The 14,774-nt window shown below is 55.5% G+C and carries 13 protein-coding genes; 8 read left to right on the top strand and 5 right to left on the bottom strand.

The annotated features are described in order from the left end of the window. Positions 1-24: 24 nt before the first annotated feature. From FHW17_RS13040 to FHW17_RS13030, 3 genes are all read left to right on the top strand, one after another. The gene (locus tag FHW17_RS13040; protein ID WP_112526166.1) at positions 25-765 is read left to right on the top strand and encodes an SDR family oxidoreductase; all 741 of its coding nucleotides are present in this window, start codon (positions 25-27) and stop codon (positions 763-765) included. Between the two features lie 49 nt (positions 766-814). Further along, entirely contained in the window at positions 815-1,720 is a 906-nt protein-coding gene (locus tag FHW17_RS13035; protein ID WP_112526168.1) for an SDR family oxidoreductase, read from the top strand. A 71-nt stretch (positions 1,721-1,791) separates the two neighbouring features. After that, positions 1,792-2,292, top strand: coding sequence for a DUF1097 domain-containing protein (locus FHW17_RS13030; protein ID WP_182510064.1), 501 nt, complete (start codon positions 1,792-1,794; stop codon positions 2,290-2,292). A 70-nt stretch (positions 2,293-2,362) separates the two neighbouring features. Here FHW17_RS13030 and FHW17_RS13025 read toward each other — a convergent pair whose 3' ends face one another. Beyond that, positions 2,363-3,415 (bottom strand): DUF535 family protein, encoded by a 1,053-nt coding sequence (locus tag FHW17_RS13025; RefSeq protein ID WP_182510063.1) that lies wholly within the window; start codon positions 3,413-3,415, stop codon positions 2,363-2,365. Positions 3,416-3,598: 183 nt separating this feature from the next. Here FHW17_RS13025 and FHW17_RS13020 point away from each other — a divergent pair, with 183 nt between their 5' ends. Further along, positions 3,599-5,344 carry a cation:proton antiporter gene (locus FHW17_RS13020; RefSeq protein ID WP_112526419.1) on the top strand — a complete coding sequence of 582 codons (1,746 nt, stop codon included), beginning with the start codon at positions 3,599-3,601 and terminating at the stop codon, positions 5,342-5,344. A 39-nt stretch (positions 5,345-5,383) separates the two neighbouring features. Here FHW17_RS13020 and FHW17_RS13015 read toward each other — a convergent pair whose 3' ends face one another. The 4 genes from FHW17_RS13015 to FHW17_RS13000 all read right to left on the bottom strand — a co-directional run bounded on the left by FHW17_RS13015 (position 5,384) and on the right by FHW17_RS13000 (position 8,787). After that, a complete protein-coding gene (locus tag FHW17_RS13015) occupies positions 5,384-6,025 on the bottom strand; it encodes a response regulator transcription factor (protein ID WP_112526173.1) in 642 nt (213 codons plus the stop codon). Positions 6,026-6,027: 2 nt separating this feature from the next. Then, positions 6,028-7,455, bottom strand: a complete 1,428-nt coding sequence (locus FHW17_RS13010) for a HAMP domain-containing protein (RefSeq protein WP_210275885.1) — start codon at positions 7,453-7,455, stop codon at positions 6,028-6,030. An 18-nt stretch (positions 7,456-7,473) separates the two neighbouring features. Beyond that, on the bottom strand, positions 7,474-7,812 hold the full coding sequence (locus FHW17_RS13005; RefSeq protein ID WP_112526177.1) for a hypothetical protein: 339 nt from the start codon (positions 7,810-7,812) through the stop codon (positions 7,474-7,476). A 273-nt stretch (positions 7,813-8,085) separates the two neighbouring features. Beyond that, a complete protein-coding gene (locus FHW17_RS13000; protein WP_112526179.1) occupies positions 8,086-8,787 on the bottom strand; it encodes a phosphatase PAP2 family protein in 702 nt (233 codons plus the stop codon). Between the two features lie 188 nt (positions 8,788-8,975). Between FHW17_RS13000 and FHW17_RS12995 the strand changes: the two genes are divergently transcribed. The 4 genes from FHW17_RS12995 to exbB all read left to right on the top strand — a co-directional run bounded on the left by FHW17_RS12995 (position 8,976) and on the right by exbB (position 14,768). After that, positions 8,976-11,060 (top strand): FUSC family protein, encoded by a 2,085-nt coding sequence (locus tag FHW17_RS12995; RefSeq protein ID WP_113095847.1) that lies wholly within the window; start codon positions 8,976-8,978, stop codon positions 11,058-11,060. A gap of 73 nt (positions 11,061-11,133) precedes the next feature. Continuing rightward, on the top strand, positions 11,134-12,345 hold the full coding sequence (locus FHW17_RS12990; protein WP_112526421.1) for an RHE_PE00001 family protein: 1,212 nt from the start codon (positions 11,134-11,136) through the stop codon (positions 12,343-12,345). Between the two features lie 147 nt (positions 12,346-12,492). Beyond that, positions 12,493-13,587, top strand: a complete 1,095-nt coding sequence (locus FHW17_RS12985; protein ID WP_112526183.1) for a siderophore-interacting protein — start codon at positions 12,493-12,495, stop codon at positions 13,585-13,587. Between the two features lie 209 nt (positions 13,588-13,796). Further along, complete coding sequence (exbB, locus tag FHW17_RS12980; RefSeq protein WP_112526185.1) at positions 13,797-14,768, top strand: tonB-system energizer ExbB; 972 nt, start codon at positions 13,797-13,799, stop codon at positions 14,766-14,768. Positions 14,769-14,774 lie beyond the last annotated feature (6 nt).

Genomic DNA, 14,774 nt, shown 5'->3' with positions numbered 1-14,774 from the left:
GCGCGAACATGAAGGAGAAAGACCATGACACAACCACAAAAAAAGATCGCAATCGTGACTGGTGCATCGCGCGGTATCGGTGCTGCCATTGCACAGCGCCTCGGCTCCGACGGTTTCACAGTCGTCATCAACTATTCGGGCGATGCTGTACCAGCTGAGGCATTGGCGCGTCAGATCGAAGACAATGGCGGCATTGCTTTGACTGCCAAGGCAGATGTGAGCGATGCAGAGGCCGTTGCCCGAATGTTTGATGCGGCAGAAGTTGCTTTTGGCGGCGTGGATGTTCTCGTCAACAATGCCGGTATCCTGAAGGCGATCCCATTGGTCGAAACCAGTGACGCCGAATTTGACCGCCATTTTTCTATCAACGTCAAAGGCACATTCAACACGCTGCGTGAAGCAGCGAAACGCCTGAGGGATGGTGGCCGGATCGTCAATTTCTCCAGCACGACCCTTGCGCTGAACATGCCGGGTTACGCGGTTTATAACGGCACCAAGGCTGCGGTCGAAGCCTTCACCCATGTTTTCGCCAAGGAATTGCGCGGTCGCAATATCACCGTCAATGCGGTGGCTCCCGGTCCTATTGCAACGGAGCTGTTCTTCACGGGCAAGAGTGATGAGCTTGTCGCCCAGTTTGCCAAGATGCCGCCACTCGAGCGCCTGGGCCAGCCTGACGATATCGCACGCGCTGTTGCCTTCCTCGTCGGCCCCGACGCCGGCTGGATCAATGGCCAGATCGTCCGCGCCAATGGCGGCGTTGCCTGATTGAGCTTTTCTCACAAACAACATCAAGAAATTCAGAAGGAATATCATCATGAGCAGGCAAGTTATTGTTGTTACTGGCGCTTCCAGTGGTTTTGGCGCTCTTACAGCCCGCGCTTTGGCGCAGGCAGGCCACACGGTTTATGCCGGAATGCGCGTGACGGAGGGGCGAAATGCGCCGCAGGTTGCAGACGCAGCTGCCTTTGCCGCAGAACATGGCGTTGACCTGCGCTCGGTCGAACTGGACGTCGCTTCCGATGCTTCCGTGGAAGCAGGCATAGCCAAAATCATTGCCGAAGCGGGTCATCTCGATGTGATCATGCACAATGCAGGTCATATGTCCTTTGGTCCAGCCGAGGCATTTACACCGGAACAGTTCGCCGAACTTTACGACATCAATGTGCTGTCCACACAGCGCGTCAATCGTGCCGCGCTGCCCTATCTGCGCAAACAGGGGAAGGGACTTGTTATCTGGGTCTCCTCATCAAGTACCCGCGGCGGCACACCGCCATATCTGTCGCCCTATTTCGCCGCCAAGGCAGCGATGGATTCCCTCGCCGTATCCTATGCGGCGGAACTCACCCGCTGGGGCATTGAGACGGCGATTATCGTTCCAGGCGCTTTTACAAAGGGCACCAACCATTTTGCCCATTCGGGTTCGCCCGCCGACAAGGGGCGCGCTGCGGAATACAATGAAGGTCCCTATGCCGGTGTTCCTGACATGGCACTAAAAGGCCTCGCTGCTCTGGAACCCGTCGATGCGGATGCCGGTGCCGTTGCAACGGCGATTGTCGATGTGGTTGGCATGCCCTTCGGAACGCGCCCATTCCGCACCCATATTGATCCATCGCAGGACGGAGCCGAGATCGTCAACGGCGTCGCTGATCGTGTCCGGGCCGAATTGTTCCGTCGCATCGGTCTTGAAGACCTGCTGAAGCCAGCAAATACCAACACGTAAATCCACTTCACCGCTATCGGCCAGCCCTCAAAGGGTTGGCTGTCAGCCGACAACCTCCAAAGGAGAACATCATGACTTCGCAACCAAAAGCCACACTGGCGCCTACCTCCATGCAGTTCAATATTCTCACTCTGGCTGCTGCCATTACAGCCGCCATAGCCGCCACCACTGCCGCCAGCGTCGGTTGGCCTGTCTGGGCAATGTTTATGGGCTGGGTCGCATTCTTCACCCGGGGGCACTCGGCGAAAGAAGCGCTATTCAGCTATCTGTGCCTCGCCATCGGCGTGGCATTCGGCATGGGCGCTGCGCTGGCAGTAGGCCAATTGGTGCCGCTGATCGGACCATTTGCATTCGGTCTCGTGGTCTTTGTGGTTGCCATCATAGTGGTGTCGCTGCGCGCCGTTCCGCATCTGAACAATGTGCCGAGCTATTTCCTCGGGCTGATTACGTTCTTTGCAGCGCACCTTGAACCCGGTGTTCTCGCCTTCTCCGAACTGGCTGCTGTCAGCGGACTCGGTTCTTTTGCCGCATGGCTCGCCCACTCATGGCAAACGAAGATCATGCGCCGATAACGTTCATCAGACAGAAGGATGGAAAGCCGGAGCGTTCCCGGCTTTCCATGTCAAAACTGTGTACCCGCTCTCATAGCTCTGAGATATCGTGGTACTTGGCCAGCCTGTTGCCAGCCTCCCAAAAATCCTGCTTGGATTTCTCCCTTCTTTTGGCACCTTCGGCAGAGAATGTACTGAGCACCGGCAGGCTGAAACCGAAGGGCTCGCATGGGCTGCCGCTGCGCTCCAGCCAGTATGCGTCCAGATTGGCGAGCATCATCCGCCGTCTTTTTCGCCGCCGCTGATTAATGGCATGTTTGATGTTCGACACAGCCATTATTTCGGATATTTTGCTCTTTGCGGCCATCCCCTGAAGCACCAGCAGAATAGCGTCCTTTGGGCGTAATCCATTCAAAGATCGGGTGGCGGTTATCAGGGATTGCTTTGCCATCTCCCCTTTGGGGCCTTGCATTCCGCCAATGACGATAGTTGGGCCAGAGTGATTGTGATCCGCAAAAATGAAACTTGCGGTCCATAGCGCATGATTGTCCCTTTCGCGCAGCAATTGAGCAGCAAAGACCCCTTCGTGACGCCCGCCGCAATGGTCGGCAAGCCTTAGTCTCACCCTGTATCGTTCATGACGCCCTTCAACCATTCCGCCATCGACGGTCTCACCGCTCCAAAGAGTTCGCAAGTCATTGACGTGAAGCAATCGTCTCGAAAGCCGGAAATGATCCATCAGCAAATGCAGGCGGGCACGGTTGGAGGCTCGATGGAGGAGGAATGTACCGACGGATTTTCTCAGCAAATCATCATTCGGGCGACCCAATGATAAATGGTTGGCATAAATGCTCAGGAATGAGAGCCATCGAATGGCAAGAATGGGATGGTAGGCAAAGCGCAGGCAGAAAACCGTTGATCGTTTAAGAGTAATGCGGGCACCCAGACTTAACGCTTGGCGCGTAATGGATTGGGAGTGCCGATCATCGTTGAAATGTGCGCGAACGGTGTTTTCCTGGGCTCTTGCATTCTGCACAAAAGCCGATGCAGCGAGTCCAGTCTTGGGCATGTGAGATTCCGGCATGGAATGGTCCGGCTCCAGTTCATTCATGGATGCGTGATTGCGCAAATCTGGCGCTGTCATGGCCTAATGAAAGGAGATTGCGCGGACGTTACCCGACAATGTTCAATGGACAAATTGAAACGAACTCATCTCGCCCGATGTGATTTTGGGCTTTGTTCCGTGCAATCTAACTTGTATGGGTTGAAGTCGGGCCAGCCGCGCTGGCCTGAGTGGGAAATCATCAAAAAGAACAAAAGGGCGGACGTGCATCACGAAGTTTCTTTAATTGCCACGGTAGCAGTCAGTTTTGTTTTTGCAGCCGTGTTTGGATATCTCGCGGATCGTCTGCGCCTGCCTCCGCTGGTTGGATATCTGGTTGCCGGAATTCTGATGGGACCGTTTACGCCGGGGTTCATTGCGGATGGCGCTTTAGCATCACAGCTTGCGGAAATGGGCGTCATTCTCCTGATGTTCGGGGTCGGATTGCATTTCTCGGCCAAGGAGTTGCTGGCCGTTCGCGGCGTTGCGGTTCCCGGTGCCATTGCCCAGATCGTGCTCGCTACATTGCTCGGTGTTGGCTTGAGCGAACTATGGGGATGGGGAATTGGTGCCGGTCTGGTTTTTGGCCTCAGTCTCTCCGTTGCCAGTACCGTTGTTTTGCTGAAAGCACTTGAAGAGCGCAATCTGGTCAATTCCGCGAACGGCCGTGTAGCGGTTGGTTGGCTTATCGTCGAGGATTTGGCGATGGTGCTTGCCTTGGTACTCCTACCGGCTTTGGCGCAGATTCTCGGAGCACAGGGAACGGGCGCGGCGGCAGGTGCTGCGGGTGGAATGCCACTCGTGCTGACAATTGCCATAACCTTGCTGAAGGTCGGAGCTTTCGCGGTCATGGCGATCTTCCTTGGGCCGAAAGTGGTTCCCTGGTTGCTTACTCTGGTCGCCCGCACGGGATCGCAAGAGCTGTTCACCCTCTCCGTTCTTGCTATCGCGCTTGGCATCGCGTTCGGGGCGACAGAGATTTTCGGCGTGTCATTCGCGCTGGGGGCTTTTTTTGCCGGTGTCGTCATGAGTGAGTCGAATCTCAGTCACAGGGCCGCCGCAGATTCGCTACCTCTACAAAATGCATTCTCGGTCCTCTTCTTTATTTCAGTTGGAATGCTGTTTGATCCGTCCATTCTCCTGCGGGAGCCTATGGCTGTGATAGCTGCGCTCGCGCTCATCATCTTTGGTAAATCGCTGATCGCGTTTTGCATCGTGCTTTTGCTTCGCTTCCCGGTCGGGATGGGACTGACCGTGGCAGCCAGCCTCGCGCAGATCGGGGAATTCTCGTTCATTCTGGCTGGTCTCGGTGTCACGCTGGGGCTTCTACCGCGAGAAGGTCAGGATATTATTCTGGCCGGAGCAATCCTCTCGATCACGATCAATCCGCTTGTGTTTTGGGGCGCCGAGGTTTTGGAGAAAGGCTTTCACTACAAATGGCCGTCATTCTTTGCCAGTTACGGCAAGAAAAGGCATGACGTCCTTGCTCGCGAACTCGGTGATATCAGGGCATTGAGCGATGAAAGAAACAGGCAGCATCAACTCAAGATGCAGCAGCTGATCGATACTTTCCCGTTGTTCGCGCAAGTGGATGAACATTCACAGGAAGAACTCCTGCTGCTGTTCAAACCCAAATCGGCATCGCCGGGTGAGCGTATCATCCGCATCGGCGACAGAGGCGACGGGATGTACTTTATTGCGTCCGGAGCGGTGGAGGTCCAGCTTGACAGCGACCCCGTGCGCTTGGAGCCCGGAGCATTTTTTGGCGAGATGGCACTCCTCAGCGGCGGGCGGCGCACGGCAGATGTTGTCGCTATCGATTTCTGCGAATTTCTGGTGCTTGATCGCCGCGACTTCAACATGTTCATGTCGCGGCATCCGGCATTACGCACGGCCGTCAGCAATATGGCGCGTGAAAGGGCTGAGATGAACACTTTGCGCCGCAATCCGGATCAAACTGGGACAGCTTGATCGATCAAACTGGGACAGTCTGAAGGCTAGCGAGCAAGGTTATTGCTTCATCAGGCCTGCGCGCCAGGCAAGGGCGACCGCCTGGGTGCGGTCGGTCAAATCCAGCTTTGACATGATGCTTCCAAGGTGAGCCTTCACCGTCTTTTCGGTGATATTGAGCTGTGCTGAAATCTTCGCATTGCTGCCGCCTTCTGCAAGGCATCGCAAGACTTCAAGCTCGCGCACGGTCAGGTCTTCAAACTGGCTTGTCTGAGGATTGCGAATGGAATGCAGAAGACGCTGGGCTACCAAGGGATGGAGTGTTGGTGTGCCCTTACCAGCCGCGTGAATGGCATTGAGCAAATGTTCACCACGCATGGACTTGAGCAGAAAGGAATGGGCACCGGCTTCGATGGCCTTGAAGGCGAGCCGGTCATCATCGCTTGATGTCAATATCATGATGTGGGTATCGGGGCTCGCCTTGCGAATAATGCCAATCATGGCTTCGGCGGCGTCACCCATTCCCGGCATCATGAGATCGAGCAACAGAACGTCGGGCCGATGCTCCCGTACCATCAATATGGCTGTCTCGCCATTCTCCGCCTCCGCCAGAACCGTGAAGCCCGGATCAATGCGCAGCAAGCCACGAATGCCCTCGCGGACCACGGCGTGATCATCGGCTATGACTATGGTTGTGCTCATGCTTACATCGCCGCGGGTGGTTTGAAAGACACGTCAACGGATGTGCCTGACGGTTGGGACGTGATCGTTATGATCCCGCCCGGCAATGTGTTCGCACGCCAGCGCATGTTCGACAACCCCATGCCAAAAGGCGCGCTGCCAATATCAAATCCCTGACCGTCGTCGCTGATATTCCAGTGCCATCGGGGTCCCGGTTTGCACTCGATGCGAATAGCATGACATTGGGCATGCCGCAGCGCATTGGCAACGGCCTCATGCATAATCATCAGCAACTCCTGCGCCGTTTCTGGAGCTGAATCGAACGCGTCTCTTGTATCCTGTGGCCAATTGATGGACCATTGAATACCTGATCCCGATAGCAGATCGCCAACGCTGCGCAACAATGTTTCGTATAAACCAAAATCAGCAATGGCAGGCAGGTTGAAGCCTGAAACAACGTTCTCAAGGTCCTGCTGCAGATGATCGGCAAGGCGCCGGGCAGATTCCACGGTTGGCAGCAAGGGTGCGTGTCCTTGCGCCTCATATTCCAGTTCCGTGAGTTTGAGGCCAAGGACGAAGCTGCGCTGCTTGGCGGTGTCATGCAGATCGCGCGCGATGCGGTTGCGCTCTACCGATATTGCCAGTGCTTTCTGCATATCAAAGCTCTTCGATATCGCATCCGCCATATTGTTGAAGCGCTCGACCAGCCGGCCGAATTCATCCTTTGAACCGTCTTTGATGCGCGCCCGCAAATCGCCATCGGCCCATTGATCGGCTGCGTTGGTTGCCCGTTTGATGCGGCGATAAAGCCGCCAGACAAATAAAGCGGCAACACTCGCGCCCATGGAGCCGATCAGGATGAACGTGCGGATGTAGTCGTACACGGTGGCGCTGGCAATTTCGTCGTAGAGCTGCCATTGCGACCAATAATGAAATCCTATGAGTGCCTGGGTATTGGCTGCATTGGGCAGGCTCACCGGAGTAACCATAGCCCAATCTTCGTCATCCCGGTAAACTGGGATGGGTTGGGGCGATTGCCGCGCCTCAGTCATGGCCTTTGTCAGAAGCGGAGTTGCCTCGGGGAGCGTTGCGCAGAGAAGCCCCTGACTATCAACGATCTGGACCTGCAATCGCCCGCTATAGAAATCGGAAAACATCACCCCGAAGTCGGAAACGCCTTTTATGCCAGCCTGAACGGTGTTCCAGAAAATCTTGCTCGCCAGCGCATTGCAAGCATTTCTGTCGCGTGGATCAACACCCGTGGCCAGAGCATTCAATTGTTGCCGGTCCAGCCCGTTGAGGAAGTCGCGAATACTGCTTTCATTGCGGCTGGAGGAAAACTGGCTCATCACCATACTGACCAGCAACAGCGCGGAAAACCCAACGATAACAAACATCAATACCAGCTTGACGAACAGGCCTCTCAAGCGAAGAGCGTTTAGCAATCCCAAGTTGTCATTCCTTGCCGGTTACTTATGCCGGCGTCTTGCTGGCCGGGCCCTTGTTCCATACCACTCGGCAGAACGAATGCCAGCTTTGCTTTCATATCGTGCCTTTGGCATCGTGCGGTGAGCCCCCGATGCTTGGCCGGGCCTGCGGATCGGTTGAGGCATTGCCTCGGATTGCTTTGGTGTCTCATCGATGCGAGGCGCCTTGCCTTGGAACAGTCCCGTCAAATGCAGCAGAGCGAGCGCGGTGTTGCGCAGCATGCTCCAGAATGAAGGTGATAGGATAGGAATGAGTACAAGCCCGAGCAAAAGCGACAAGGCAATATACTCAATGGAGAGCAGCGGAATCTGATAGCGCATGATCACCCAACCACCAATATGAGGTAAAGGGCATCTTGCTTGACGTGCGGCTCAGGCAATATCGGGTTCAGTTTGGACATGTTCTTCTTTCCATCATCACACGCTATCGAAGCGTATGGCTGGAAAGTAGGCCCATTTGAAACGTCGCGCATCGGGCGAAGGTCAGCCCGGTATCTACGACAAAAGTCGTACTTGTTATCCAGATGAACAGACACCCGTCACGCATCTGATACGGCGTGACGGGCCTATTTTATAGGTTTATGGCGATTATCATCAAGCGCCGCCAAGACCCAAGGCCGCACGCAGTTCGGCTTTTGCAGATTCGTACTCAGCCTTGAAGTCATCATGCTTCATGATCGTAGCGGCAATGACGCTGCCCGAGATTCGGCCCATCTCCACATCAGAGCGATAGTGTATGCCACCAACGATCCGGTTGTTGCCATATTCCCAGGCACGGGCCATGATCTCGGCCTTCTTCTCGGGAACCATGTTGGACAATTCAATGCCCATCAGAGTGCCAAGCGTCGTGTGACCGGATGGCCATGCACCCGAATTGGAGGGTTTTACTGCCGGTTTGACAAGGTCGCTCAACTGATGCGGGCGAGGGCGCTTGAACACATCCTTTGCCGGATCAACCACCGCGCCTTCGGTCTCAACGATGCGATCGAAGAACGCTGCCAGTTTCGGCAATTTGTCCTTGTTGAAATCCGGGCCCATCACATCTGCGAAACGCCAGACATTTTCTTCCGCATCGGCTTGCGCGCGCGCAACCATTTCCGGTGTCCGTGTTACCTGCAACGTCAGAATCTCTCCCAATTCTGCCTTGGTCTGTGGAGAGTCATTGGCAGGCGGTGGTGGCAAAATCGTCAGGAGATCAATCTCCTTGTTATCGGTGAAAGGCTTTGCGTCGCCAGCATAGGCAGCGGTTAGGCCAACAAAAACAAATGCTGTCAGCAGGCTGAGAAATCTACGCATGAAATGGTCCTCGTTAGGGTGATCGCGGGAGATCAATCATGCGCTTGCCGGATGTCACGCCTGTGACACAATCGGGCGATCTGTGGCATATCCGGGTGGCAAGAAGACGCATGGAGAGACAAGCTGTTTCCGTTGTGCGGTCCGCCCACGAAAGATAATGAGAGGCGCTAGCTGTCAGATCGGACGCCATGATTCAATACATTGAAAAGTTGGTTGAACATCCAGCCTGGCCCGGTAGGACGGCTTGGATATTTGCACTCAGAACCAATGCTGCAGCGCTTGTCGCGCTCATGGCAGCCTTTGCATTGAACTTACAGCAACCGCAATGGGCAATGATGACGGTCTTTATCGTGTCGCAACCCATTGCCGGCATGGTCATCAGCAAAGGCCTGTTTCGTCTTGCCGGAACCTTGATCGGTGCGCTGGCCGCCATCGGGATAACCGCGGCGACGGGCGATATACAATGGCTGTTTGTGGTGTCAATCGCGCTCTGGGTGGCCCTATGCACCTTTGCGGCGTCGATGCTGCGCAATCCGGAATCCTATGGTGCTGCACTTGCGGGCTATACCGCCGTCATTATTGCTTTGCCCGCCTTTGGCCAGTCACATCTGCTGGTTGACGTGGCCTATGCCCGCTGTGCGGAAATCATGCTCGGCATTATCTGTGCCGGTATTGCCAGCCGTTTCTTTCAGCCGCAACTTGCCCGAACCGCGCTGGTTGAAGGGTTGGAAAATTGTATTGCGGATCTCGCGCGATATACCAGTGACGCTATTGCCGGTGGCGATTCTGTCCAATTGAAAACCGCCCACAGAAAGCTGATTGCCGATACGCAGGCACTGGCGGCGATGCGTGCCCATGCGCGGCTCGAAGCGCCAAGTCTCGTTACCCATGGGCGGCACTCGCGCCATACGGTGGGCCATCTTATGTCCTGCCTGTCCATTGTGAATATTCTCGTGGCACATCGTGTCTCATCCGATGAGACATGGCGAAATTTGCGCGACAAGCTTGGAAAACTGCTCGATGCCATGGCTGGTAATTTCAAACTCGATGCGACTGGGCTCTGGCTCGACAAGCTCGATGCCTTCGCCGCAGAGGTTGCGGAACTGAAAGGCAAGCCGTGGGGCGATGACCGGATTGGCATGATGGCTCGCTTGACACTGCTCGGGGAGTTTATTGACAGTCTGAAAGCAACTTTGGACGGACTTTCAGCCTTGGGAAGCCGTTCGCAATATATTTCTGGAAGCAGGAAGCCACCGGCTTTGCCTGTTTATCGCGATCACAATACGGCTCTTGTCAATGCCATCAGGGCAATTGTCGCGACAGCCCTGATGACCGCCTATTGGATGCAGACCAAGCACTCAGATGCCGCTGCGGCAGCAATCATCGTGGCGGTCGTGTGCAGCCTTTTTGCATCAATGCCCAATCCGCTTCAAACGAGTTGGGGTTTTTTCAGGGGCACCCTCTATGCCGTGCCATTTGCATTTATTCTCAGCCAGTTGGTCCTGCCGCATTTTCCGGGGCTGTTCTGGTTCGCTGTATTCATCATTCCGGTTCTGGTGCCAGCTGCGATCCTGATGGCCGATCCACGGCATGTCGGCCCAGCCACTGCTTTTTCCATCAACTTCATCGTCTTCCTGAAACCTCATGAAAAAATGGCGTTCGAACCTGCCATATTCATGGAAACCTCGCTTTCGGTGCTAATAGGTGTTCTGATTGGGATTCTGGTTTTCATTGTCGTTTTGCCGAAGCGGCCCCTTGTGACGGTGAACCGTATGATGAATGCGCTGCGGACGGATATCATTCGGCTGTGTCTGCGTGACCGCGTGCCAAATGCCTCTGCGTTCAACAGCCTCGCTTATGATCGGATCAACCAGCTGATGCCGATCCTGCAAACAATGCGGGAGACAGGCGAGACATTGATGGATGATGCATTATCTTCGGTCACATTAGGGGCAGAGATCATCCGGTTGCGCCGATTGTTGCTGTGGGGGCGGCTGGAACACGGCATAGCCGACCGCGTATCGGAAAACCTAACGCAGCTGGCAAAAATCATAAGCCTGCAGACACAGGACCCCGGCCTTGTGGCAGAATATGTTGTCTCAGCGCGATCGCTGGCGGCAGATATTCCAGAGGGTTCGGACCGTCCGTTGGTATTGCAGGCCGCTGCATCGTTGCGTTTGATTGCAGTTATGATCGAGGATCACCCGTCTCTGGCTTTGGGAATGAAGCCGAGCGAAGGCAGAAAGGGCTTCTTCCGGTTGCCATCGCTCTGATACCTGTGTTTGCAGCATCCATTTATCTCAAGGGCAATAGCTTCACTTTCACTATTCGCCTAACATGATTTCAATGACTTATGATTCTGCAAATTACTCCCTGAAAGATCTGCTTCGCCCTATTGCGGCGGCGGAAGATGCCTTGGCGCGGCTGGACGAGCGGGTTGCGCGCAAGGGTGACTTTGGCGAATTGAGTAGCCGTCAGTCGAAGGACGGGTTGCTTCGTGAGAACGAAGGCTGGATCGCGCGCTCGCATTTCATGGAGGCCTGCAATGCGCTCTGGCTGGCAGGCGAACTCGTTCACGTAGAAGATCTGGTTCTCCACGACGCACGAATGGATATCAGAACGCCGACACATGAACTGACGCGCGCTCATGCGATCTTGCGAACGCGGCGCCAGATTGCCGCGAGCCCGGCGCAATGGGCATTGAGTCCCAAGGGCATAGCCAGTTTGCGCGGCCGTTGGGGTGCGGACGCACTTCTTGCACCTGTGCCAAGCGTACCGGTAAGGCGACCTGAACTCGAAATTGCCTCAGAAGCTGGATCTGAGGCGGAAAATGCCTTTGAAGAAGAATTGGCACGGCTGGATGCCTTGCTCAACCGTTCCGAACGCCTGTTGAACCAGCCTGCCGAGAAATCTCCACCGGAAGCGGATAGCAAGCAGCAGGTCAGGCGGAGGGCTTCACCCGCCGGGGATTTGACGCCTGATGGCGATCCCCTGGTTTATGATCCGGATTGGGATGAAGATGGCCGCATGGACCAATGGTTCGCAGTCATGGATCGGACCCGTGATCTGCCTCCTATGCTGGCAGCAGCCTTGCTTTGGGATGCCTGGGAAGAGATTGAACCCTTGCAACACCAGCATTGGCTCGGCCCCATGCTGGTCGCCGCAATGCTGCGTGAGCGTTTGAAGACACGGGCGCATTTGGCGGCATTCAATGCGGGTCTGCGAGCGATACCACGCGATCGCCGCCGTGCCCGTAATCCCAATACGCGCCTCACTGCCTTCCTTGAAGCTGCACAAACATCGGCGATTGCCAGTTTGAAAGAGATTGATCGCTTGAGCCTTGCCCGTGTCCAGATGGAGAGAAAGCTGAAGGACCGGCGCTCGACATCCAGTCTGCCGGGTATGATCGACCTGATCCTGTCGCGGCCTATGGTTTCAACATCATTGGTAGCAAAAGAGCTAAAAGTCTCGCCGCGTGGCGCTTTGAATCTGATTACCGAATTGGGCGTTCGCGAGATGACAGGCAGAGGACGTTACCGTGCCTGGGGTATCGTCTGACATCCCATTTTTGTGATCGGTACAAGAGCAGAAATTTCTCCTATTAATACTTGACTAAATTGGTCATCTTTTATTAGGGTCCCGGCGACCTGTCCTGCGATCCTCTTTATGGACGAGCGGCAGGAAGAAAGTGCCAGGAGAATGCCAATGTCCGCCACGTCGAATGTTCTGAGCAGCTCTGCTGCGGTTAAACTCTTGGCGCCCGGTGTCATGCTCGACAAGCTTTGCAATGTATTTGCCGAACATGCACATGTTGAGCGGGATGATCTGGAAGGGCGGATTCAGACGCCCTATGGCAAAGCGCATCTGACAATCTTTGGCGACGTACTTTCCCTTGATGTTGAAGCCGACGACGAAACCTCGCTTGCTTATGTACGCATGGTGCTGGCCGATAATATTCTGGACATTGCCGGTAATGAGAAGCCGCAATTATCCTGGGTAGGCGATGGCTTGACCAGCTCGGAGCTTCCTTATTTCCGCGAAATGCGTGTGGTGAGTGCCCAAGACCTTACCCCGCATATGCGACGCATAAGATTACGTGGTGAGAATTTGGCCCGTTTTGCCATCGGCGGTCTGCATATCCGGCTCCTGTTCGTACCCGAGGGCAGGGCTCCGAAATGGCCAACCATGGGCCGCGATGGCCGACCCGTGTGGGCGGGCGGCGAAGATGCGCTGATCGCCCGCGTTTATACGATCCGCAATATCGATGTGGACCGGGGCGAAGTCGATATCGATATGGTCGTTCATCCCGGCGAGAGTACGCCGGGTGCAACATGGGCGCTGAACGCCAAATCCGGTGATATTGTTGGTATGACCGGACCGGGCGGAGGCGGCATATTGGCCGCGCCGCAGCAATTGCTGATTGGCGATGAAACCGCCCTGCCAGCCATTGGCCGTATTCTGCAGAATTTGCACGCCCAGACCAAAGCAACGGTCATTCTTGAGGTTGACGGTCCCGATGACCGGCAGCCATTGCAGTCGCCTGCGCAGGTTGATGTTCGCTGGATGTATCGTCATAGCGCACCGGCAGGAACAACCGGCAAGTTGGCCGATATTGTTGAGGAACTGGATGCCTCCGCTCTTTCCGCTGATACCTTCGTGTGGGCCGGTTGTGAATTTAACGACTTCAAACGAATCCGCGCCCATCTGCGTAAAAAACTGAAACATGATCGCGAAAAACACCATGTGGTTGCCTATTGGCGGCGAGGCTTTGATGGTGACAACGCCCGGCGGAGCGATTGAAAAGCTCAAAATGCAAAGCATTTAAAACCCGGGGTTGCAGAAGTTAATAGTTGATTATTATACTCATGAATATTACAGCCGCTCCAACAGACCATGCGCCACGCATCGGAGCCTTGGATAATGGATGCATTATCGCGACGAGCTGGCCGGGGCGGCGGAAGAAGCGAAAGACAAAAGTCATGCGGAAAAATACAGACAGGTTTTCACCAATGCAGAATGTTTCTGTAAGAATCAGGGCGGTGGCGATTACCTCCGGGCTTCTGTTGTCTTTGATTTCCCCTGTGATGGCACAGGAAACCGCTCCTCAGGCACCGCAACCTGCACAACAGAGCCCTGTTGAAGCCGCGCCCGTGCCTCAGCTTGCCCCGGCACCCGCCGCTCAAAGTGCTCCTGCGCCTGCTGTAACCCCTGCACCCTCACGAATTGCCTCGACACCAGCAGCACCTGCGGCAGTAAACAAGGCCAACCTGCCACACAATTTGTCACCATGGGGCATGTTCATGGCCGCAGACTGGGTGGTGAAGGGTGTCATGATCGGCCTGGCCTTTGCTTCGCTTATCACCTGGACTGTCTGGCTTGCCAAGACGTTGGAACTTGCTGGTGCGCGTGTTCGCGCTTATCGCGCCCTTAATGCAATTGGCAATGCCCGCACGCTGCGCGATGCGGAACAGGTGCTTGAAGGGCGTGGTGGACCGGGCGTGCAGCTGGTCAATGCGGCGCGCGAGGAAGTGCGCATGTCGCAGGAAGCGCGCAATTATGCCGGTGCGGACGGCCTGAAAGAACGCGTTGCCTCGCGTCTGTCGCGTATCGAGGCACAGGCTGGGCGCCGGATGAGCCGTGGCACAGGTGTCCTTGCAACAATCGGTTCAACCGCTCCTTTCGTTGGCCTTTTCGGCACGGTCTGGGGCATCATGAACTCCTTCATCGGCATTTCAGAGTCGCAGACAACCAATCTTGCCATCGTGGCTCCCGGTATCGCGGAAGCTCTTCTGGCTACGGCGATCGGCCTCGTCGCAGCCATCCCCGCAGTCGTGATCTACAACGTGTTTGCCCGGTCGATCACCGGCTACCGGCAATTGCTTGCTGATGCGTCGGCTGGCGTTGAGCGTCTTGTCAGCCGTGATGTGGATTTTGCGCTTGTACCCCAGGTGCATCAGGCACGCCCTGCAGCGGCAGAATAAAGGTAC

Source organism: Phyllobacterium sp. P30BS-XVII (assembly GCF_014138335.1).
Taxonomy (GTDB): Bacteria; Pseudomonadota; Alphaproteobacteria; order Rhizobiales; family Rhizobiaceae; genus Phyllobacterium; species Phyllobacterium meliloti.
The sequence above is the reverse complement of the archived record's forward strand: the minus strand, read 5'-3'. Positions and strand labels throughout refer to the sequence as shown.

Coding starts and splice junctions, on each gene's coding strand:
- FHW17_RS13030 (WP_182510064.1), top strand. CDS start 1,792: ATGACTTCGCAACCAAAAGCCACACTGGCGCCTACCTCCATGCAGTTC.
- FHW17_RS12985 (WP_112526183.1), top strand. CDS start 12,493: ATGTCCGCCACGTCGAATGTTCTGAGCAGCTCTGCTGCGGTTAAACTC.
- FHW17_RS12990 (WP_112526421.1), top strand. CDS start 11,134: ATGACTTATGATTCTGCAAATTACTCCCTGAAAGATCTGCTTCGCCCT.
- exbB (WP_112526185.1), top strand. CDS start 13,797: ATGCAGAATGTTTCTGTAAGAATCAGGGCGGTGGCGATTACCTCCGGG.
- FHW17_RS13000 (WP_112526179.1), bottom strand. CDS start 8,787: ATGCGTAGATTTCTCAGCCTGCTGACAGCATTTGTTTTTGTTGGCCTA.
- FHW17_RS13040 (WP_112526166.1), top strand. CDS start 25: ATGACACAACCACAAAAAAAGATCGCAATCGTGACTGGTGCATCGCGC.
- FHW17_RS13035 (WP_112526168.1), top strand. CDS start 815: ATGAGCAGGCAAGTTATTGTTGTTACTGGCGCTTCCAGTGGTTTTGGC.
- FHW17_RS13005 (WP_112526177.1), bottom strand. CDS start 7,812: ATGCGCTATCAGATTCCGCTGCTCTCCATTGAGTATATTGCCTTGTCG.
- FHW17_RS13025 (WP_182510063.1), bottom strand. CDS start 3,415: ATGACAGCGCCAGATTTGCGCAATCACGCATCCATGAATGAACTGGAG.
- FHW17_RS13015 (WP_112526173.1), bottom strand. CDS start 6,025: ATGAGCACAACCATAGTCATAGCCGATGATCACGCCGTGGTCCGCGAG.
- FHW17_RS12995 (WP_113095847.1), top strand. CDS start 8,976: ATGATTCAATACATTGAAAAGTTGGTTGAACATCCAGCCTGGCCCGGT.